This is a genomic window from Streptomyces sp. NPDC001599 (assembly GCF_042893535.1).
In the GTDB taxonomy this organism is placed as follows: Bacteria; Actinomycetota; Actinomycetes; order Streptomycetales; family Streptomycetaceae; genus Streptomyces.
The window spans coordinates 148,273-167,932 of the sequence record NZ_JBIAVA010000003.1; the positions used below are offsets into that span (position 1 = coordinate 148,273).

General features: G+C 72.0%; 15 protein-coding genes. 12 read left to right on the plus strand and 3 right to left on the minus strand.

All coding sequences use genetic code 11. The annotated features are described in order from the left end of the window. Positions 1–26: 26 nt before the first annotated feature. The 6 genes from glgA to ACFYZ3_RS09460 all read left to right on the plus strand — a co-directional run bounded on the left by glgA (position 27) and on the right by ACFYZ3_RS09460 (position 10,796). A complete protein-coding gene (gene glgA / locus ACFYZ3_RS09435) occupies positions 27–1,190 on the plus strand; it encodes a glycogen synthase (RefSeq protein ID WP_388515005.1) in 1,164 nt (387 codons plus the stop codon). 50 nt (positions 1,191–1,240) lie between these two features. Then, positions 1,241–2,461: a glucose-1-phosphate adenylyltransferase gene (glgC, locus tag ACFYZ3_RS09440; RefSeq protein ID WP_388515006.1), complete on the plus strand. Its 1,221-nt coding sequence runs from the start codon at positions 1,241–1,243 to the stop codon at positions 2,459–2,461. 199 nt (positions 2,462–2,660) lie between these two features. Next, positions 2,661–5,276, plus strand: a complete 2,616-nt coding sequence (locus ACFYZ3_RS09445; protein WP_388515007.1) for a PA14 domain-containing protein — start codon at positions 2,661–2,663, stop codon at positions 5,274–5,276. A gap of 58 nt (positions 5,277–5,334) precedes the next feature. Next, positions 5,335–7,653 carry a GH92 family glycosyl hydrolase gene (locus ACFYZ3_RS09450; RefSeq protein ID WP_388515008.1) on the plus strand — a complete coding sequence of 773 codons (2,319 nt, stop codon included), beginning with the start codon at positions 5,335–5,337 and terminating at the stop codon, positions 7,651–7,653. Positions 7,654–7,851: 198 nt separating this feature from the next. After that, on the plus strand, positions 7,852–9,192 hold the full coding sequence (locus tag ACFYZ3_RS09455) for a wax ester/triacylglycerol synthase family O-acyltransferase (protein WP_388515009.1): 1,341 nt from the start codon (positions 7,852–7,854) through the stop codon (positions 9,190–9,192). Between the two features lie 101 nt (positions 9,193–9,293). Continuing rightward, on the plus strand, positions 9,294–10,796 hold the full coding sequence (locus ACFYZ3_RS09460; RefSeq protein ID WP_388515010.1) for an SDR family NAD(P)-dependent oxidoreductase: 1,503 nt from the start codon (positions 9,294–9,296) through the stop codon (positions 10,794–10,796). A gap of 49 nt (positions 10,797–10,845) precedes the next feature. Here the strand turns inward: ACFYZ3_RS09460 and ACFYZ3_RS09465 are convergent, their stop codons facing one another. After that, the gene (locus ACFYZ3_RS09465; RefSeq protein ID WP_388515011.1) at positions 10,846–11,289 is read right to left on the minus strand and encodes a hypothetical protein; all 444 of its coding nucleotides are present in this window, start codon (positions 11,287–11,289) and stop codon (positions 10,846–10,848) included. Positions 11,290–11,763: 474 nt separating this feature from the next. On the opposite strand from ACFYZ3_RS09465, the gene ACFYZ3_RS09470 reads away from it, so the two are divergent. Together ACFYZ3_RS09470 and ACFYZ3_RS09475 are read left to right on the plus strand one after the other, a co-directional pair. Further along, a complete protein-coding gene (locus ACFYZ3_RS09470; protein WP_087805276.1) occupies positions 11,764–11,940 on the plus strand; it encodes a hypothetical protein in 177 nt (58 codons plus the stop codon). A 55-nt stretch (positions 11,941–11,995) separates the two neighbouring features. Next, positions 11,996–12,478, plus strand: coding sequence for a GNAT family N-acetyltransferase (locus ACFYZ3_RS09475; protein WP_388515012.1), 483 nt, complete (start codon positions 11,996–11,998; stop codon positions 12,476–12,478). Positions 12,479–12,485: 7 nt separating this feature from the next. On the opposite strand, the gene ACFYZ3_RS09480 is transcribed toward ACFYZ3_RS09475, so the two are convergent. Together ACFYZ3_RS09480 and ACFYZ3_RS09485 are read right to left on the minus strand one after the other, a co-directional pair. Beyond that, positions 12,486–13,829: an amidase gene (locus ACFYZ3_RS09480; protein WP_388515013.1), complete on the minus strand. Its 1,344-nt coding sequence runs from the start codon at positions 13,827–13,829 to the stop codon at positions 12,486–12,488. Positions 13,830–13,931: 102 nt separating this feature from the next. Continuing rightward, a complete protein-coding gene (locus ACFYZ3_RS09485) occupies positions 13,932–14,981 on the minus strand; it encodes a LacI family DNA-binding transcriptional regulator (protein ID WP_388515014.1) in 1,050 nt (349 codons plus the stop codon). A gap of 233 nt (positions 14,982–15,214) precedes the next feature. Here ACFYZ3_RS09485 and ACFYZ3_RS09490 point away from each other — a divergent pair, with 233 nt between their 5' ends. From ACFYZ3_RS09490 to ACFYZ3_RS09505, 4 genes are read left to right on the plus strand one after another with little or no spacing between them, the layout of a single operon-like run. Beyond that, the gene (locus ACFYZ3_RS09490; RefSeq protein ID WP_388515016.1) at positions 15,215–16,507 is read left to right on the plus strand and encodes an ABC transporter substrate-binding protein; all 1,293 of its coding nucleotides are present in this window, start codon (positions 15,215–15,217) and stop codon (positions 16,505–16,507) included. Positions 16,508–16,513: 6 nt separating this feature from the next. Then, complete coding sequence (locus tag ACFYZ3_RS09495; protein WP_388515017.1) at positions 16,514–17,446, plus strand: carbohydrate ABC transporter permease; 933 nt, start codon at positions 16,514–16,516, stop codon at positions 17,444–17,446. Further along, the gene (locus tag ACFYZ3_RS09500; protein WP_388515018.1) at positions 17,443–18,363 is read left to right on the plus strand and encodes a carbohydrate ABC transporter permease; all 921 of its coding nucleotides are present in this window, start codon (positions 17,443–17,445) and stop codon (positions 18,361–18,363) included. The genes ACFYZ3_RS09495 and ACFYZ3_RS09500 overlap by 4 nt, the downstream gene beginning before the upstream one ends. A 31-nt stretch (positions 18,364–18,394) precedes the next feature. After that, positions 18,395–19,642 (plus strand): glycosyl hydrolase, encoded by a 1,248-nt coding sequence (locus ACFYZ3_RS09505; protein ID WP_388515019.1) that lies wholly within the window; start codon positions 18,395–18,397, stop codon positions 19,640–19,642. The last annotated feature ends 18 nt before the right edge of the window (positions 19,643–19,660 follow it).

Below are 19,660 nucleotides of genomic sequence, written 5' to 3' on the forward strand. Positions count from 1 at the left end.
CCAGCCGCCGAGACGGGAGGTTCCGGGTGCGCGTGGGACTGCTGACCCGTGAGTTCCCGCCGGACGTCTACGGCGGCGCCGGAGTCCATGTCGAGTTCCTCGCCCGGGAGCTCGCCCGCCTCGTCGATCTGGACGTGCACAGCTGGGGCGAGGGCCGCAGCGACGGCGTGCTGCGCCACCGCCCCTGGTCCGCGCTCGACGGCGCCAACGACGCGCTGCGCACCTTCTCCGTGGACCTCGCCATGACCGCCGCCCTCGAAGGGCGCGAACTGGTGCACTCCCACACCTGGTACGCCAACCTCGGCGGCCACCTCGCCAAGCTCCTGCACGGCGTCCCGCACGTGGTGACCGCCCACTCCCTGGAGCCCCTGCGCCCCTGGAAGGCCGAGCAGCTTGGCGGGGGCTACGCGCTGTCCGGCTGGGCCGAACGCACCGCGTTCGAGGCGGCCGACGCGGTGATCGCCGTCTCCGGCGCCATGCGCGAGGACATCCTCGGCTGCTACCCGGACCTCGACGCCTCCCGGGTCCACGTCGTGCACAACGGCATCGACACCCGGCTCTACCGGCCCGACCACGGCACCGACGTGCTGGAGAGGGTCGGCCTGGACCGCTCCCGCCCGTACGTCCTGTTCGTCGGCCGCATCACCCGTCAGAAGGGCGTGCCCCAGCTGCTGCGCGCGGTCCGGGACATCGACCCCGCCGCGCAGGTCGTGCTGTGCGCGGGCGCCCCGGACACCCCCGGGATCGACCAGGAGTTCCGCGACCTCTTCGCCGAACTCGGCCGCGCCCGCGAGGGCGTGCACTGGATCCCGCGCATGCTGCCGCGCACGGAAGTGATCCAGCTCCTGACGCACGCGGCCGTCTTCGTCTGCCCCTCCGTCTACGAGCCCCTCGGCATCGTCAACCTGGAGGCGATGGCCTGCGGCACCCCGGTGGTGGCCTCCCGGGTGGGCGGCATCCCCGAGGTCGTGGCCGACGGCGTGACGGGGGTACTCGTCCCGAGGGAGGACGGTGCGGACGAGGCCTTCGAGACGGGTCTCGCGCGCGCCCTGGACTCCGTCCTCGGCGATCCGGCGGCCGCCCGGCGGATGGGTGAGGCGGGCCGGGAGCGCGCGGTGGAGGAGTTCGGCTGGGACGCGGTCGCGCGCCGCACGGTCCGGCTCTACGAGGAGATCCTCAAGCGGGCTTGAGCCGCCCCACCCGGGGCGGCCGAGGGTGAACGAGGGTGAGGGGAGCGGCCATGCGTCGTGGAGGTCCTTCGGTGCTCGGCATCGTGCTGGCGGGCGGAGAGGGCAAACGCCTGATGCCCCTGACCGCGGACCGCGCCAAACCCGCGGTCACCTTCGGCGGCACCTACCGGCTCGTCGACTTCGTGCTGTCCAACCTGGTCAACGGCGACATCCTGCGGATCTGCGTCCTCACGCAGTACAAGTCGCACTCCCTGGACCGGCACATCACCACCACCTGGCGGATGTCCAGCCTGCTCGGCAACTACGTCACTCCGGTCCCCGCCCAGCAGCGCCTCGGCCCGCGCTGGTTCCTCGGCAGCGCCGACGCGATCCTGCAGTCCCTGAACCTGGTGTACGACGAACAGCCCGAGTACGTCGCGGTGTTCGGCGCCGACCACGTGTACCGGATGGACCCGCGCCAGATGCTCGCCCAGCACATCGAGTCCGGGGCGGGTGTCACGGTCGCCGGGATAAGGGTCCCGCGCGCCGAGTCGCCGTCCTTCGGCGTGATCACGCCGGGCTCGGACGGGCAGACCGTCACCGGCTTCCTGGAGAAGCCCGCCGACCCTCCCGGCCTGGCCGACGACCCCGGGTGCGTCTTCGCCTCGATGGGCAACTACGTCTTCACCACCAAGGCCCTCGTCGAGGCCCTGCACCGGGACGCCGAGGACGAGAACTCCGTGCACGACATGGGCGGTTCGATCCTGCCCCAGCTCACCGACCGGGGCGAGGCCGCGCTGTACGACTTCAGCGCCAACCACGTCCCGGGGGAGACCACCCGCGACCAGGGGTACTGGCGGGACGTGGGCACGCTGGACGCCTACTACGACGCACACATGGACCTCATCGCCGAGCGGCCCGCGTTCAACCTCTACAACCGCGACTGGCCGGTCTACACCCACTCCACCCAGCTCTCGCCCGCCCGCTTCAACGCCGGGGGCATCGCCAGTGAGTCGATCATCAGCGCGGGCTGCCTGATCCGGGGACAGGTCACCCGGTCCGTGCTCTCCCCGGGGGTGGTGGTCGACCCGGGCGCCGTCGTGCAGGGCTCGGTGCTGCACGACAACGTGCACATCGGCCGGGGCGCGGTGGTGCGCGGAGCGGTACTGGACAAGAACGTGCAGGTGCCGCCGGGCGCGACGATCGGCGTCAACCCGCAGCGGGACGGCGAGTTGTACACCGTCTCCAAGGGCGGTGTGATCGCACTGGGCAAGGGGCAGCGGGTGCCGTGAGGCACGGACGGCCCGGCGGACCGCGGCCCCGGGAGCGCGCGGCACCCGTGATACGCGCGTGGAGTCCGGGGCCGTTGTCATGTCCCTGGACGCCAAGCGGAATCCGTGTTGTCATGCCTCTGCACCGCTGCCGTTACATCGATGTATGACATCGATGTCCTGAGCCATCAGCCACCACCCGTTCTCGAGGAGAGGGTCAGTGCGCACCAAACGACTCAGAGACAAACTCGCCCTGTTGCTGGCCGCCGCGCTCGGCGTCGCCGGACTCGCCGCCGTACCGGCCGCCAACGCGGCCGACGACTTGGCCGCGGAGGTCCACGGCCTGAAGGGCGAGTACTACACCCAGTCCGCCCCCGGCGCCTTCGACTTCCACGAGCTGAAGGCCACCGGCTTCGACCAGCAGGTCGACTTCAACACCCTGGAGCCGCGACTCGCCTTCGCCACCGGGCAGTCGGACGACGTGAACGTCCGCTGGACCGGCAAGCTCGTCCCGGAGAAGACCGGCGCCCACACCTTCTCGATCATCGGCGACAACGGCTTCCGCCTCTGGGTCGGCGGACAGCTCGCCATCGACCACTGGGTCGACGACTGGGACCGCGAACAGACCGCCCAGCCCATCGAGCTGACGGCCGGCCAGTCCTACGACATCAAGCTGGAGTACTTCGAGCACTACGGCGGCTCCAACCTCCACCTGCGCTGGACCGAGCCCGGCGGCAGCAAGGAGGCGATCCCGCAGTCGGCGTTCCGCCTGCCCGACGGCTTCGACTACAACGGCGCGACGGCGACCACCGTCCAGTCCACCGGCCGCACCCTCAAGCTGGACTTCGCGAGCCCGCTCGCGGCGCCCCCGGCCGGTCTCACCGACCACCTCGAAGCGGTGATCGGCGGCGCCACGTGGCCGCTCGGCGAGACGAAGCTGGACCCCGCCGACCCGAGTGCCCTGCTCGTCGCCCTCGACCAGCCCGTCGTCGGCAACAAGAACGGCGACGCCCCCGGCACCGCCGACGTCCGCTACGACGGGGAAGGCGGCCTCACCGACACCGAAGGCAACGTTGTCAACGCCTTCTGGAGCAGCGGCGGCAACGAGTCCACCTACGAACTGCGCACCGACTGGGCCGACGAGGTCGGGCCGCACAACGCCCTCCCGGAGTACCCGCGCCCGCAGCTGACCCGCGACGAGTGGCAGAACCTCAACGGCCGCTGGCAGTTCGCCGCCGCCGAGGCGGGCGAGCAGCCGCCGGTCGGCAAGAACCTCAAGGAGCGCATCCTCGTCCCGTACCCGGTGGAGTCGCAGCTCTCCGGCATCCAGCGGCACGAGGACCGCATGTGGTACCGCCGCACCTTCACCGTGCCCCGCGACTGGCACATCGGCTCCGCCCAGCGGCTGAAGCTGAACTTCGGCGCCGTCGACTGGCAGTCCGAGGTGTACGTCAACGGCATCAAGGTCGCCGACCACAAGGGCGGTTACGACAAGTTCAGCGCCGACGTCACCGACGCCCTCAAGCCCGGCCGCACCCAGGAGCTGATCGTCGGCGTCTACGACCCGACCGACGCCGCGAACGGCGAGAACCCGCCGCTCGGCAAGCAGCGCCTGGACCCGAGCGGCATCTGGTACACGCCCAGCTCCGGCATCTGGCAGACCGTCTGGATGGAGCCGGTCGCCCGCGACCACGTGGACTCCCTCAAGCTCACTCCGCACGTCGACGGCGCGGCGAGCACCCTGACCGTCGAGCCCAAGGGCGTACGCGACGGCGTGCGCGTCAGGGCCACGGCGTACGCCGGGCACCGCAAGGTCGCCACGGTCAGCGGCCGCACCGGCGAGCCCCTGACCCTCAAGATCCGCGACCCGCGCCTGTGGTCGCCCGACGACCCGTTCCTCTACGACCTCAAGGTCACCGTCGGACGCGACCACGTCGAGAGCTACTTCGGGATGCGCTCCATCGCCGTCGAGAAGGTCAACGGCGTTCCGCGCACCATGCTCAACGGGAAGCCGACCTTCCTGATGGCCACCCTCGACCAGGGCTTCTGGCCGGACGGACTGCACACCGCGCCCACCGACGAGGCCCTCGCGTACGACCTCAGGCTGCACAAGCAGCTCGGCTTCAACTCGGTGCGCAAGCACATCAAGGTCGAGCCCGACCGCTGGTTCTACTGGGCCGACAAGCTGGGCCTGATGGTGTGGCAGGACATGCCCGCGATGACCGCCGGGAAGAACCCGTCCACCGCCGCCCGCGCGGAGTACGAGCGGGAGATGAAGGAGATGATCGACGAGCACGTCAGCCACCCGTCGATCATCATGTGGGTCACCTTCAACGAGGGCTGGGGCCAGTACGACATCGGCCGCGTCGCCGCGCAGGCCAAGGCCTGGGACCCGACCCGGCTCGTCAACAACCAGTCGGGCCTGAACCTCGGGGCCGACGGCGGCGCCGGCGACATCATGGACGAGCACGGCTACCCGAGCCCCGCCCTGCCGCCGTCCCCGGACGGCCAACGCGCCCTGGTCACCGGCGAGTACGGCGGCCTCGGCCTCGCGGTGCCCGGCCACGCCTGGTCCGTGCAGCAGTCGTACGTCGACGTCGACCCGCAGACGTACACGGACGACTACCTCACCAAGCTCGACGAGGTGCGCGCCCTGGTCTGCCGGGGCAGCAACGGCGCCGTCTACACCCAGATCTCGGACGTCGAGGGCGAGCTGAACGGCCTGACGACGTACGACCGCAAGGTGCTCAAGCCGGACGTCGAGCGGGTGAAGGCCGCCCAGGAGGCCCTCATCCACGACGCGTCCCAGCCCACCCCGGCGGGCTGCACCGTCTGATCACCCGCACCCGCAGCAGAACCGCACGACACAGCAGACCTTCCGGAGGTCACCGCACATGAGAGGCACCCGGCGTCTGCGGCTGTGCGTGGCCGGGGTGGTGGCAGCGTCCGCGCTGCTCACCGCCCCGGCGGCGCAGGCCGCCCCGACGACCGACCAGAACCTGACCGACCTCGTGAACCCGTTCATCGGCACGGAGAACGAGGGCAACACCTATCCCGGCGCCGCCGTGCCCTTCGGCATGGTGCAGTTCTCGCCGGACACCGGCCACAACACCGGCTACGACCACTCCGACACCCACATCCGCGGCTTCTCCCTGGTCCACCTCTCCGGCGTCGGCTGCGGACTCGGCGGCGACCTGCCGGTGCTGCCGACCACCGGGGACGTCACCGAGACGGACTACGCGAAGTACGCCGCCTCCTTCAGCCACGACGACGAGGAGGCGGGCCCCGGCTACTACCGGGTCGGCCTCGACTCCGGCGTCGACGCGGAGCTGACCGCCACCGAACGCACCGGCGTGCAGCGCTACACCTTCCCGGCCACCGACAAGGCCAACGTGCTGCTCAACGCCGGCCAGCCGCTGCACAGGAACATCAGCACCAAGGTCGAGGTGCTGGACAGCCGCACCGTGCGCACCGCGATCACCGGCAGCGGCTTCTGCCAGGACACGAAGCCGTACACGGTCTACACGATCACCCGCTTCGACCGTCCCTTCGCCTCCTACGGCACCTGGGAAGACGGCACCGTGACGGCGGGCGCGAAGAGCGGTGGCGACGGCGCCTACGTCCGCTTCGACACCACGAAGGACCGCACCGTCGAGGCCACCACCGCCCTGTCCTACGTGGACGCGCGCGGCGCCGCGCTCAACCTGCGCGCCGAGGGCGGGCACTCCTTCGACGCCGTGCGCCGCGGTGCCGAGCGCACCTGGGAGAAGCGGCTGGACGACGTCAGGGTCCGGGGCGGCGACGACACGCTGCGCCGCACCTTCTACTCGTCCCTGTACCGGTCCTTCCTCGCCCCGAACGTCGGCAGCGACGTCGACGGCCGCTACACCGGCTGGGACCAGGAGATCCACCGCGCCAAGGGCTTCACGTACTACCAGAACTGGTCCCTGTGGGACACCTACCGCACCCAGTCCCAGCTCCTCGCCCTGCTCGCACCCCGCGAGGCCCGGGACATGGCGATCTCCGTCATCAAGATCGACGAGGAGAGCGGCTGGCTGCCCAAGTGGGGCTACGGCACCGTCGAGACCAACATCATGACGGGCGACCCGGTGACCCCCTTCCTCACCAACGCCTACCAGCAGGGCCTCCTGCACGGCTGGGAGGAGAAGGCCTACCGGGCGCTGAAGAAGAACGCGGACGGGGTCCCGCCCGCCGACTCGCCGGCCGTCGGCCGGGAGGCCAACCGGGAGTACCTCGCCGACGGCTTCGCGCCGTACGTCAAGGGCCGCCCGCACGCCAAGCCGGGCGACTCCGACTACGACCACGGCGCCTCCGCCACCCTGGAGTACGCCCTGTCCGACGCCATGCTCTCCCGCATGGCCCGCGACCTCGGCCACGAGGCGGACGCGAAGCGGTACGCCGAGCGCGCCCAGAGCTACCGCAACGTCTTCGACCCCTCGACCGGCTTCTTCCGCGCCCGCGACGCCGAGGGCGCCTTCACCGGCCCGGCCGACCCGGCGCAGAGCGAGGGCTTCCACGAGGGCACGTCCTGGCAGTACCAGTGGCTGGTGCCGCAGGACCTGCCCGGCATGATCGACCTCATCGGCGGGACCGAGGCGGCCAACGAGCGGCTCGACTCCTTCTTCGCCTACGACCAGCTCCTCGCGGACCCGGCGAAGACCGCCCGCGAGGTGTGGGTGAACGGGCCGTACGACTACTACAACGCCGACAAGTACAACCCGCAGAACGAGCCCGACCTCATCGCCCCGTACACCTACCTGTCGACCGGGCAGCCCTGGAAGACGACCGACGTGGTGCACGCGGCGCTGACCCTGTTCACGGACACGCCGACCGGCATGACCGGCAATGACGACCTCGGGACCATGTCCGCCTGGAACGTGCTGTCCTCGATCGGGATCTTCCCGATCCAGCCCGGCTACGACACCTGGGGCCTGTCCACCCCGGTCTTCGACCGCGTCGACCTGACCCTCGACCGCCGCTACTACCCGCGCGGCGGCCTGACGATCACCGCGCCCGGCACCTCGGACACCGACCGGTACGTCCAGTCGGCCCGCACCGACGGTTCGGCCTACGCCCGGACGTGGCTGACGACGGACGCCCTGCGCTCCGTGCGGTCGCTCGCGTTCACGGTCGGCCCGCAGCCGTCCGGGTGGGGTACCGGTGCAGAGGCGGTGCCGCCGCCGCTGACCTGAGCCGACACGAGCACAGGCGCCCCATGAGTCACAGCAGTCCCGCCCCTGCCGAAAGGGGCGGGACTTTAATCTCCTGTTAACTGTGCGTAGCCTGATCGTACTTGACCGTAATCGTCGGAGAGCGATTGACTGCTTGTCCACCCGTAGTCCATCCGCTGCCCATCCGCCGCTCACGCGTCGTCCTTGCGAGGCAAGCCCTTGACTCCCGATCCGCTCGCTCCCCTCGACCTGGCGTTCTGGAACATCGAGTCCGCCGAGCACCCCATGCACCTGGGCGCGCTCGGCGTCTTCGAGGCCGACTCGCCCACCGCGGGCGCCCTCGCGGCGGACCTGCTCGCGGCCCGCGCCCCCGCGGTGCCCGGACTGCGGATGAGGATCCGGGACACCTGGCAGCCGCCGCTGGCCCTGCGCCGGCCGTTCGCGTTCGGCGGCGCGACCCGCGAGCCCGACCCCCGCTTCGACCCGCTCGACCACGTGCGGCTGCACGCCCCGACCACCGACTTCCACGCCCGGGCCGGGCGCCTGATGGAACGCCCCCTGGAGCGCGGACGGCCCCCGTGGGAGGCGCACGTGCTGCCGGGCGCGGACGGCGGGGCCTTCGCCGTGCTGTTCAAGTTCCACCACGCCCTGGCCGACGGCCTGCGCGCCCTGACCCTGGCCGCGGGCGTCCTCGACCCGATGGACCTGCCGGCGCCCCGGCCCCGCCCCGAGCAGCCGTCGCGCGGGCTCCTGCCGGACGTGCGCGCCCTGCCGGACCGGCTGCGCGGCGCCCTGTCCGACGCCGGGCGCGCCCTGGACATCGGTGCCGCCGCGGCGCTGTCCACCCTCGACGTGCGTTCCTCGCCCGCGCTCACCGCGGAGTCCTCCGGCACCCGCCGGACCGCGGGGGTGGCCGTCGACCTCGACGACGTGCACCACGTACGCAAGACCACCGGCGGCACCGTCAACGACGTACTGATCGCGGTCGTCGCGGGCGCCCTGCGCCGCTGGCTGGACGAGCGCGGCGACGGCAGCGAGGGCGTCGCGCCCCGGGCCCTGATCCCCGTCTCCAAGCGCCGCCCGCGCAGCGCCCACCCGCAGGGCAACCGGCTCTCCGGGTACCTGATACGGCTTCCGGTCGGCGACCCCGACCCGCTCTCCCGCCTCGGCACGGTCCGCGCCGCCATGGACCGCCACAAGGACGCCGGGCCCGGCCGCGGCGCCGGAGCCGTCGCCCTGCTCGCCGACCACGTCCCGGCGCTCGGCCACCGGCTCGGCGGGCCGCTGGTCTCCGGGGCCGCCCGGCTCTGGTTCGACATCCTGGTCACCAGCGTGCCCCTGCCCAGCCTCGGGCTGCGGCTCGGCGGCCACCCGCTCACCGAGGTCTACCCGCTGGCGCCGCTGGCCCGCGGCCACTCCCTGGCGGTGGCCGTCTCGACGTACCGCGGGCGGGTCCACTACGGCCTGGTCGCCGACGCGAAGGCGGTGCCGGACCTCGACCGGTTCGCGCTCGCGGTGGCCGAGGAGGTGGAGACGTTGCTCACGGCGTGCCGTCCCTGACCCCGGCGGGTTTGGATCCGGGCCGCCCGCTGAATAAAATCCGCTGTTCGACAGCGGTCGCCTCCCGGAGCGCCGCAACGGTGACCAGGACGGCAGCGGCGATGACGGTGACACAGGACGGTGCGGCGACCACGGACGAGGTGGCGGCGTCCGCGTACGGCCCCGGCATCGACCCCGAACGGCTCGCGGTCTGCCTCGACGTACTGAAGGAACTCGACGAGCTGGACGTCGACCACCCCGACGCGATCGCGGTCCGCCGGGCCACCTCGCACATCTACCGCACGGTCAAGCAGCGCCGCCGCCAGGAGCGCCGCGCCGCCAAGACCGCCCACGACAAGGCGGTCACCGAGGCCACCGCCACCGGGTCGGCCGAGCGCATCGACGACGAGACCGAGGGCCTGCTGCCCTCCTCGCGCACCGAGCAGGGCACGATCGCGGGAATACTCCAGCGGCCCCGCTCCTGCTACGTCTGCAAGCAGCGCTACACCGAGGTCGACTACTTCTACCACCAGCTCTGCCAGGACTGCGCCGCCGAGAACCGGGCCCGCCGCGACGCCCGCGCCGACCTCGACGGCAAGCGCGCGCTGCTCACCGGCGGCCGCGCCAAGATCGGCATGTACATCGCGCTCAGGCTGCTGCGCGACGGCGCCCACACCACGATCACCACCCGCTTCCCCAAGGACGCCATCCGCCGCTTCAAGGCGATGGACGACTCCGCGGACTGGCTGCACCGCCTGGAGGTCGTCGGCATCGACCTGCGCGACCCCGCCCAGGCCGTGGCCCTGGCCGAGCGGGTCACGGAGCAGGGCCCGCTCGACATCCTGATCAACAACGCCACCCAGACCGTGCGCCGCCTGCCCTCCGCGTACGCCGCGCTGGTCGAGGGCGAGAGCGCCCCGCTGCCCGCCGGTGAACTGCCCGCGCACCAGGTCATCGGCGCCTTCAACTCCGGCGCGGTGGACGGCCTGGCCGCGCTGCCGCTGGGCAATTCGGGGCTCGACGCGCAGCAGGTGGCCGACCTCGCCCTGGTGGCCGGAAACGCCAGCGTGGTCCGGCACCGCGAGGGCACCGCCATCGACGCGGGCGGGCTGGTGCCCGACGTCGTCGACTCCAACACCTGGGTCCAGACCATCGAGCAGATCTCCCCGGTGGAACTGCTGGAGACCCAGCTGTGCAACTACACGTCGCCGTTCATCCTCATCAGCGCGCTGCGTGCGTCGATGGCCGAGGCCGCGCGCAAGGCGCCCGCGGGGCGTGCCTACGTCGTCAACGTCTCGGCGATGGAGGGCGTGTTCGCCCGCGGCTACAAGGGCGCCGGGCACCCGAACACCAACGCCGCCAAGGCCGCCATGAACATGGTGACCCGGACCAGCGCCCAGGAGATGTTCGACACCGACCGGATCCTGATGACCTCCGTCGACACCGGCTGGATCACCGACGAGCGCCCGCACTACGACAAACTGCGCCTGGCCGACGAGGGCTTCCACGCCCCGCTCGACCTGATCGACGGCGCCGCCCGCGTCTACGACCCCATCGTGCGCGGCGAGGCGGGCGAGGACCTGTACGGCGTCTTCCTCAAGGACTACGCGCCCGGCAAGTGGTGACCGGTCCCTCCGGGCGGCCGGGGCCGGCCGGTCCGCACCGGACGGTGCCTCAGTCGACCGCGCCCAGCCGCGAGTTCCGCGCCGCCGTCAGCTCCAGCACCGTGCGCCAGTCCTCCAGGACCCCGGCGTCGAAGACGGCGGTGCGCGCCTCCTCGTCGGCCTGACGCAGGCTGACCAGGTCGTCGTCGTGGTCCCAGGCCTCCGGGCGGGCCTGGCGGCGCACCAGGCGGGCGACGCGGGCGCCGAGCAGCGGCCGTACCGCGTCGGCGGTCCTGGCGGCCGGGCTGCCGGGCCACAGCAGCCGGCCCACCGGCGACACCAGCCCCGCGACCTGGAGCTCCTTGTCCGCCGGGCGGCGCCGACGCAGCAGCGCGGCCGTGCGCAGCGCGTGCCCGTGCGGATCCCCGGGCCCGCCGCCGGCCCCGTCGGCGGGCCGTGCGCCCCGGCAGGCGTACAGCAGGTCCATCAGCTCCTCGACGCTGCGCAGTTCCATGCCTCGGTCCTCCCACGAGACAGCCGTTGCCGACGAGCAGGAGACCATGGCGAGCTTGCGCCGCAGCCAACGGCAACTTAACTGCGCGACCCGGTGCCGCCGACATTCGAAGGTGCGGACGCCGATGTAGGCCGAACGGGTGAGTTGCGCACCGTGCGGAAGCGGAGGAATCGGGGCAGACTCGGGTCAACTGCGCGCGGAGCGAAGGGCAATGGTTCTCCCATCTTTTGAGCCCCATAGAGCGCACCCCCGCTCATTTGGTTAGTCTGGTCCGGACGGACGGCAGCACAGGGCACTACCCACACCCAGGTCCGTCATGGGACAAGCCGGTTCACAACGGCCTGCTTCCGCACGAGTTTCCGGCGCCACCGCGTCCGAACTGCATTCGACCCACACTCGAGCGGGCGCCGGGTGCCGGACAGGAGACTGGCGTCGGCAGGCCCCGAGGGTGACCCGACACATAAGGAGTGCGCGGTGACACCGGAAACGACGACGACCCCAGAGCAACGCACCGAGGAACGCACCGGGCGGGCAGGCCGCCGGCCCGGCGAGATCGGCAGCCTCGACGTGTGGGCGCGCTCCGCCCCCATCCGCCTCGCGGGCTACGAGGAGGACCTCGCCGAGCCGCACATCCTGCCGAGCGTGGACTGACCCGCCCGCCACCCGCCGAGACCGCCGCACGCATGGGCGTGGCACACTCACGCCCATGCTGATCAGGGAAGCCACAGCCGGCGACTGGCCGCACATCTGGCCCTTCTGGCACCGCATCGTCGCCGCCTCGGAGACCTACGCCTGGGACCCGGACACCTCCGAGGAGGACGCCCGGGCCCTGTGGATGAGCCCCGCCAAACGCGTCTACGTCGCCGAGGACGACACCGGCGCCGTCGTCGCCTCCGCCTACCTCACCCCGAACTACGGCGGCCCCGCCGCCCGCATCGCCAACGCGGGCTTCATGGTCGACCCCGGCCGGGCGGGCCGCGGCACCGGCCGGGCCCTCGCCGAGTACGTCCTGGATGCCGCCAGGGCCGACGGATTCCGGGGCATGGTCTTCAACGCCGTCGTCGAGACCAACCCCGCCGTCCGGCTGTGGACCTCCCTCGGCTTCACGATCCTCGGCACGGTGCCGGACGCCTTCGACCACCCGAGGCACGGGCGGGTCGGCCTGCACATCATGCATCGCGCCCTGTAGGACCCGTTCAGTCCAGCGGCGCCGTCCGCCGCCAGGGCCGCAGCGCCTCGATCCGTTCCGCCAGCTCCAGCAGCGCCGCCTCCGAACCCGGACGCCCCACCAGCTGTACGGCGCAGGGCGCGCCCGAGTCCAGCGTGCCGAACGGCACCGACATCGCGGGCCACCCGGTCAGGTTCCAGGGCGGAGTGAACGGCGAGTACGCCGAGTTCGCCACCACGTTGCGCAGCCAGCCCCGCTCGTGCCAGGGCCCCGCCGCGGGGGAGCGGCGGGCCAGCGCCGGGGTGAGCAGGACGTCGTACCCGGCGAAGAACGGCTCCAGCCGTCCGCGCAGCCGCTCCCGGCCCGCGCCCGCCGCCACCCGGCCCACGAAGCGCCGCCCGAGGGCCGCGTGCACCCGCGTGCGCCTGGTCAGCAGCCGCCGGTCCAGGTGCCGCGCGTCCACCGACGTGCCGGCCGTCCAGTGGGTCAGAGCCGTCACGCCCAGGGACGCCGGATAGGGCGGGTCCGCCCGCCGCACCTGGTGCCCCGCCTTCATCAGTACTCCGGCCGCCTCGCGCACGGCCCGCGCGTACGGTCGGGAGACGGGGACGCCCGCCAGGGGGCTGCGCAGGGAGGCGGCGACACGGAGGGCGCCGGAGTCCTCGCGGTCCGGCAGGGGGCCGTCCGCGAGGACCGAGAGCATCAGGCGGGCGTCCGCGACCGTCGTGGCCAGCGGCCCGTTCTCCGACATGCCGAACCAGTCGCCCTCGCCGATGCCGGCGGGCACCATGCCCCGGCCCGGCTTGAGGGTGACGAGTCCGCAGTTGGCCGCGGGGATGCGCAGCGAGCCCATGCCGTCGTTGCCGAGGGCGAGAGGCACCATCCCGGCGGCGACCGCGGCGGCGCTGCCGCCCGACGAACCGCCCGCGGAGCGGGACGGGTCCCACGGGTTGCGGGCCGTGCCGAGCACCCCCTCCGTGGTGCCGAACACACACAGCTCCGGCACGTTCGTCACGCCCACCACCACCGCGCCGGCCGCCCGCAGCCGGGCCACGGTGACGTGGTCGGCGTCCGCGGGCGTGTGCGGCGTGGCGGCCGAGCCGACGCGCGTGCTCTCCCCGCGCACCGCGAGATTGTCCTTGACCGCGACCGGCACGCCGGCCAGCGGCAGTTCGCCCAGGTCACCCCGGGCACCCACCTCCTCCGCCTCGGCGATCGCCGCCTCGGCGCGCACCGCGCGGAAGGCGCCGACGCGGCCGTCGAGCCGCTCGATGCGGGCCAGGTGCTCCGCCACCACCTCGCGGGGCGTGGCCCGCTTCTCCCGTACGGCGGCGGCGATCTCGACGGCGGTGCGGCCGGCCCAGTCGGTCACGGAGGGCTCCTAGGGGTGCGGGAACGGGGATGCGGCATTACTGGTGAGTACGCAGGACAGCACTCTGCCCGTCCCGGGCGCGCACGTCGAGAGCGCGGACCGTCAGGCCGGCGGCCGCACCACTCCCGTGCTGTCCCGCTCGATCAGTCGCGGCACCGGTACCCGCACCGTCCGGGCCGGGCCGCCGTCGAGCAGGGCGGTCAGCTCCGTCGCCGCCGTGCGGCCGAACTCCACGCTGTCCCGGGACAGGGCGGACAGCCACGGTTTGACCATGCGGCACAGCGCCGAGTCCTCCCAGGCCACCACGGACACGTCCGCCGGTACCGAGAAGCCGAGTCCGGCCGCGGCGGCGACCCCGGCGACGGCCATCACGTCGTTGTCGTAGATCAGGGCGGTCGGGGGAGTGGGCGCCTCCAGGACGCGGCGGGTGACGGCCGCGCCCTCGGCGTCCGAGTAGTCGGTGGTCACCGACTCGACCTCGCCCAGACCGCGCCGCCCCGCCTCCGCACGCAGGGCGCGGATACGGCGTTCGGTGTGGGCGAGGCCCGGCAGCCCGGCGATGTGCACGATGCGCCGGTGCCCGAGCGCGTGCAGCGCGTCCACCAGCGCGGCCATCGCACCCGCGTCGTCCGCCCACACCGTCGACAGCCCCGGGTGGCGCTCGTCCGGCGCCCCGCCGATCACCACGGCGGGCAGGCCGAGTTCGTCGAGCAGGTCCGGGCGCGGATCGTCGGTGCGCGGGTCCACCACGAGGACACCGTCCACCCGGTGTTCGGCCCACCAGCGCCGGTACACCGCGCACTCGTCCTCGACGTCCTCGGCCACCTGGAACAGCAGCCCCAGGTGCCGCTCCGCCAGCACCTCCTGGATGCCCGAGACCAGTTGCAGGAAGAAGGAGTCCACGCCGAGGGTGTGCGCGGGCCGCGCCAGCACAAAGCCGACCGTCGCCGCGCCCTCCCCGGACAGCGCGCGCGCCGCCGTACTGGGCCGCCAGCCGAGCTGCTCGGCCACCCGGCGCACCCGGTCCCGGGTGATCTCGGAGACCCCCGGCCGGTCGTTCAGCGCGAACGACACCGCGCTCTCGGAGACCCCGGCCCGGCGCGCGATGTCCTTCATCGTCGGCCGGCGCGCGGCGGGCCGCTTGGCCGGCATGCGCGCTCCTTTCCTCGGTGCGAGCGGTGAGAGCTGTCTCAGCTAAAGCGCTTGAGTGTGAAGATCCTAAAGCGCATTAGTAGTTCCTGGCAAGAGCCCGCTCATACCGCTCTGACCTGGGCTAATGCTGTGCGGTCTGCTTTAGTTGGCGTGAATCCATTGACTTTCCGCGGAATCGCCGTGCATGGTCGCTGGCATCCCACCGCCGACGTCCTTCAGGGAGACGTGTCACCGTGCCCACCTCGCGCAGAACATTCGCCGTCGCCGCCGTCGCCGCCCTCGTCCTGCCGCTCAGCGCCTGCGGTTCCGGAGGCGACGGCGGTTCTTCGACCGACGCCTCGGGCAAGGTCGAGGGCGACATCACCTTCCAGACCTGGAACCTGCGGGCCAACTTCAAGGACTACTTCGAGGGTCTGATCGCCGACTTCGAGAAGAAGTACCCCGACACCCACGTCAAGTGGGTGGACCAGCCCGGCGAGGGCTACGCCGACAAGATCAGCGCCGACGCCGCCGGCGGCACCCTGCCCGACGTCGTCAACGTCTCCCCGGACCTGGTCGCACCGCTCGCCAAGGCGGGCCTCGCCCTCGACCTGGACAAGGCCGCCGGGCAGTACGAGAAGGAGTACCTGGAAGGCGCCTGGGCCAGCCACCGGATACCGGGCATGGACGGCACGTACGCCTTCCCCTGGTACCTCAACACCGGCCCCCTCTTCTACAACAAGTCCCTCTTCGAGAAGGCCGGGCTCGACCCCGAGCAGCCGCCGAAGACGTACGACGAGGTCTTCGACGCCGCCCTGAGCATCGCCGACAAGACCGACGGCGAGGTCGCCACGCTCGCCAACGTGCCCACCATCGAGGACTTCGGCCGCTACGGCGTCCCGCTCATGAACAAGGAGGGCACCGCCTTCGCGTTCAACGACGCCAAGGGCGTCCAACTCCTCACCCGCTACAAGGAGCTGTACGACGCCAAGGCCCTGGACCCGCAGGCGCTGACCGCCACCCCCGAGTCCTCCGGGAAGAAGTTCCTCACCGGCGCCGTCGCCATGAACCCGGGCAGCGCGCTCGACCTCGCCAACTTCAAGAAGCAGGCGCCGAACCTGTACAAGAACATCGGCATCACCGACCAGATCACCAGCACCGGCCACGTCAACATGTACGTGATGGGCCTGATGGTCAACGCGCAGAGCCAGCGCAAGCCGGCCGCGGTCGCCTTCGCGCACTACGTCACCGACGCGGCGCACCAGATGTCGTTCGCCAAGCAGGTCGCCATCTTCCCGAGCACCGCCGGTTCGCTGGACGACCCGTACTTCACCAAGGAGGACGGCACCGACGAGACCCGTGTCCGGGTCGCCGCCGCCAAGTCGCTGAAGACGGCCGTCAACTACACGCCCGTGCTGTTCAGCGAGCAGATGAAGACCGAGCTGCGCAACGAGGTCGCCAAGGCGCTCCAGGGCAAGCAGAGCCCGAAGGAAGCCCTCGACAACGCTGTCAAGGCGTGCGACCGGCTCCTCCAGCAGCAGGGCTGAGACATCATGGCGAGTCCCACCCTCACCACCGGCACACCGGACGCCCGCAAGGGCGGCGGCGCCCGGCGCGTGCGGCGGCAGCTGCCCGCCAGCCCCTGGCTGTTCGCCGCACCCGGTCTGCTGATCACCGGCGCGTTCATCCTGTACCCGTTCGTCTCCACGCTCGTCAACTCCTTCACCGACCGCCGCACGCTGGTTGCGGGCGAGTTCGTCGGACTCGCCAACTTCCGCGAACTGCTCCACGACGACATGTTCTGGATCGGCCTGCGCAACAGCTCCCTGTACGTCCTCGGGGTCGTCCCCGCGCTGGTCCTGCTGCCGCTGCTGCTCGCGATGCTGGTGCAGAAGAACATCCCCGGCATCACCTTCTTCCGCTCGGCCTTCTACACCCCGGTCGTCGCCTCGATCGTCGTCGTCGGGCTGATCTGGGTCTGGCTCCTCGACGAGCGCGGACTGGTCAACTCCCTGCTGGAGACGCTCGGTGCCAGCCCGGTCGGCTTCCTCAGCGACCAGTGGCTGATCCTGCTCAGCGCGATGGGCGTCACGGTCTGGAAGGGCCTCGGCTACTACATGATCATTTACCTGGCGGCGCTGGCCAACGTGCCCCGCGAACTGCACGAGGCCGCCGCCGTGGACGGCGCGGGCGCGGTCCGCCGCTTCCTCACCGTCACGGTGCCCGCGGTCCGCTCCACCATGGTCCTGGTCGCGGCGCTCTCCTCGGTCGCCGCCTTCAAGGTCTTCTCCGAGGTGTACCTGATGGCGGGCCCCAGCGGCGGACCGGCCGGCGAGGACACCACCCTCGTGATGCTGGTCCAGCGCACCGGCACCGGCCTCACCGGCCGGGTCGGCTACGCCTCCGCCATCTCCGTGGTCGTCTTCGTCGTCACCGTCGTCCTGATGCTGCTCGTCCTGCGCGCCGACCGGAAGGAGGATGCGTGAGCATCGCCGAGAAGACCCGGCCCGCCGAACGGACCCGGGCCACCGACCGGGAACGGAAGCGGGAACCGCGCATCACCGACGAGCACGGCCGCCGCGTACGCGGCTGGGAACTGGCCCTGCGCTACCTGCTGCTGCTCGGTGTCCTCGCCCTGACCATCGGGCCGTTCCTGTGGCAGCTGTCGACCTCGCTCAAGGGCCCCACGGAGGACATCTTCAGCTCCCCGCCGAAGTTCCTGCCCGCCGACCCCACCCTGCACAACTACGAGCGGGTCGCCGACACCATCCCCGTGTGGGACTACGCCCTGAACTCGCTGAAGGTCGCCGCCGCCAACGTCGTCACCAACTGCGTCGGCGCCGCCCTCGCCGGATACGCCCTGGCCCGCCTGCGCTACCGCGGCCGGCGCGTCGCCACGCTGGTGTTCATCCTGGCCATGCTCGTGCCGGTGGAGGGCATCATCATCGCCCAGTTCACCACCATGCGGGAGCTGGGCCTCAACAACACCCTGGTCGGCGTGGTGCTGCCGGGCTGCGTCAGCGCCCTCAACGTGCTGCTGATGCGCAACGCCTTCCTCAACCTCCCCTACGAGATCGAGGAGGCCGCCTTCGTCGACGGCGCCAACGTCTGGCAGCGGTTCTACCGGATCGCGCTGCCCGCGGTGAAGGGCACCCTCGCCGTCGTCGCGATCTTCGCCTTCATGGGCGCCTGGGACGACTTCCTGTGGCCCCTGATCGTGCTGAGCGACCCGTCCAGGTTCACCCTGACCATCGGCCTGAACTACCTGCACGGCACCTTCGCCAACGACGAACGCCTCGTCGCCGCCGGCACGATCATCGCCGTGGCACCGCTCATCGTCCTCTTCGCCTGCCTCCAGCGGTACTTCTTCCGCGGCGTGGGCGAGGGCGCCGTCAAGGGCTGAACCACCCGCTTCCCCCTCTCAAGGACACCGCATGCCTTCTGCCGTGCGCTTCGGCGTCAACTACACCCCGAGCGAGGGGTGGTTCCACCACTGGCTCGACTTCGACCTCGACTCCGTACGCGCCGACCTGGACTCCATCGCCGCGCTGGACGTGGACCACGTCCGCGTCTTCCCGCTGTGGCCCTACTTCCAGCCCAACCGCACCCTGATCCGCGAGCGGGCGGTCGAGCACCTGGTGGCGCTGGTCGACGCGGCCGGTGAACGCGGCCTCGACGTCAACGTGGACGGCCTCCAGGGCCATCTGAGCAGCTTCGACTACGTGCCGGCCTGGACCCGCACCTGGCACCGGCGCAACCTGTTCACCGATCCCGACGTCGTCGAGGGCCAGGCCGCCTACCTGCGCGCCCTCGCCGCCGCGCTGGCCGGACGGTCCAACTTCCTCGGCATGACCCTCGGCAACGAGGTCAACCAGTTCTCCGCCGGGCCCCACCCCGACCCGGACCGCGCCACCAGCGCCCAGATCGACGCCTGGCTGGAGCGGATGCTGGCCGCCTGCGAGGAGGGCGCCCCGGGCCGCATGCACCTGCACGCAGAGTACGACGCCACCTGGTACCAGGACGACCAGCCCTTCACCCCGGCCCAGGCCGCCCGGCGGGGCGCCGTCACGGCGGTGCACTCCTGGGTCTTCAACGGTACCGCCCAGCGGCACGGCCGCGCCTCCGTGCCCAGCGAGCACCACGCCGCCTACCTCGTGGAGCTGAGCAAGGCCTGGGCCGACGACCCGCACCGCCCCGTCTGGCTCCAGGAGGTCGGCGCCCCCGCACCCCTGGTCCCCGCCGAGCACGCCGCCGCCTTCACCGAGGCGACCGTCGAGAACGCCCTGGACTGCCCGGACCTGTGGGGCGTCACCTGGTGGTGCTCCCACGACGTGTCCCGGGCGCTGGCCGACTTCCCGGAGCTGGAGTACGGACTCGGGCTCCTCACCAACGACCGGCGTCCCAAGGACACGGCCCGGGTCCTGGCGAACGCGGCACGTGCGGCCCGCGCGGGTACCCGCCCCGCCCCGGCCCCGCGCACCACGGCCCTCGCCGTTCCGGCCGACCCCGCCGCGCGCTCGGCCTGCGCCCCCGGCGGAGCCGTCTTCGACGCCTTCTTCCGGCTGGTCGCCGACGGCGCCCGTCCCACCACCGTCCTCGACACCCGCGCCGCCGACCCCGGGCATCTCGCCTCCCGCGGCATCACCGAGGTCGTCGCCCCCGACCAGGTCCCCGTCCCGTGACGCCCGCCCCGCGCGGCG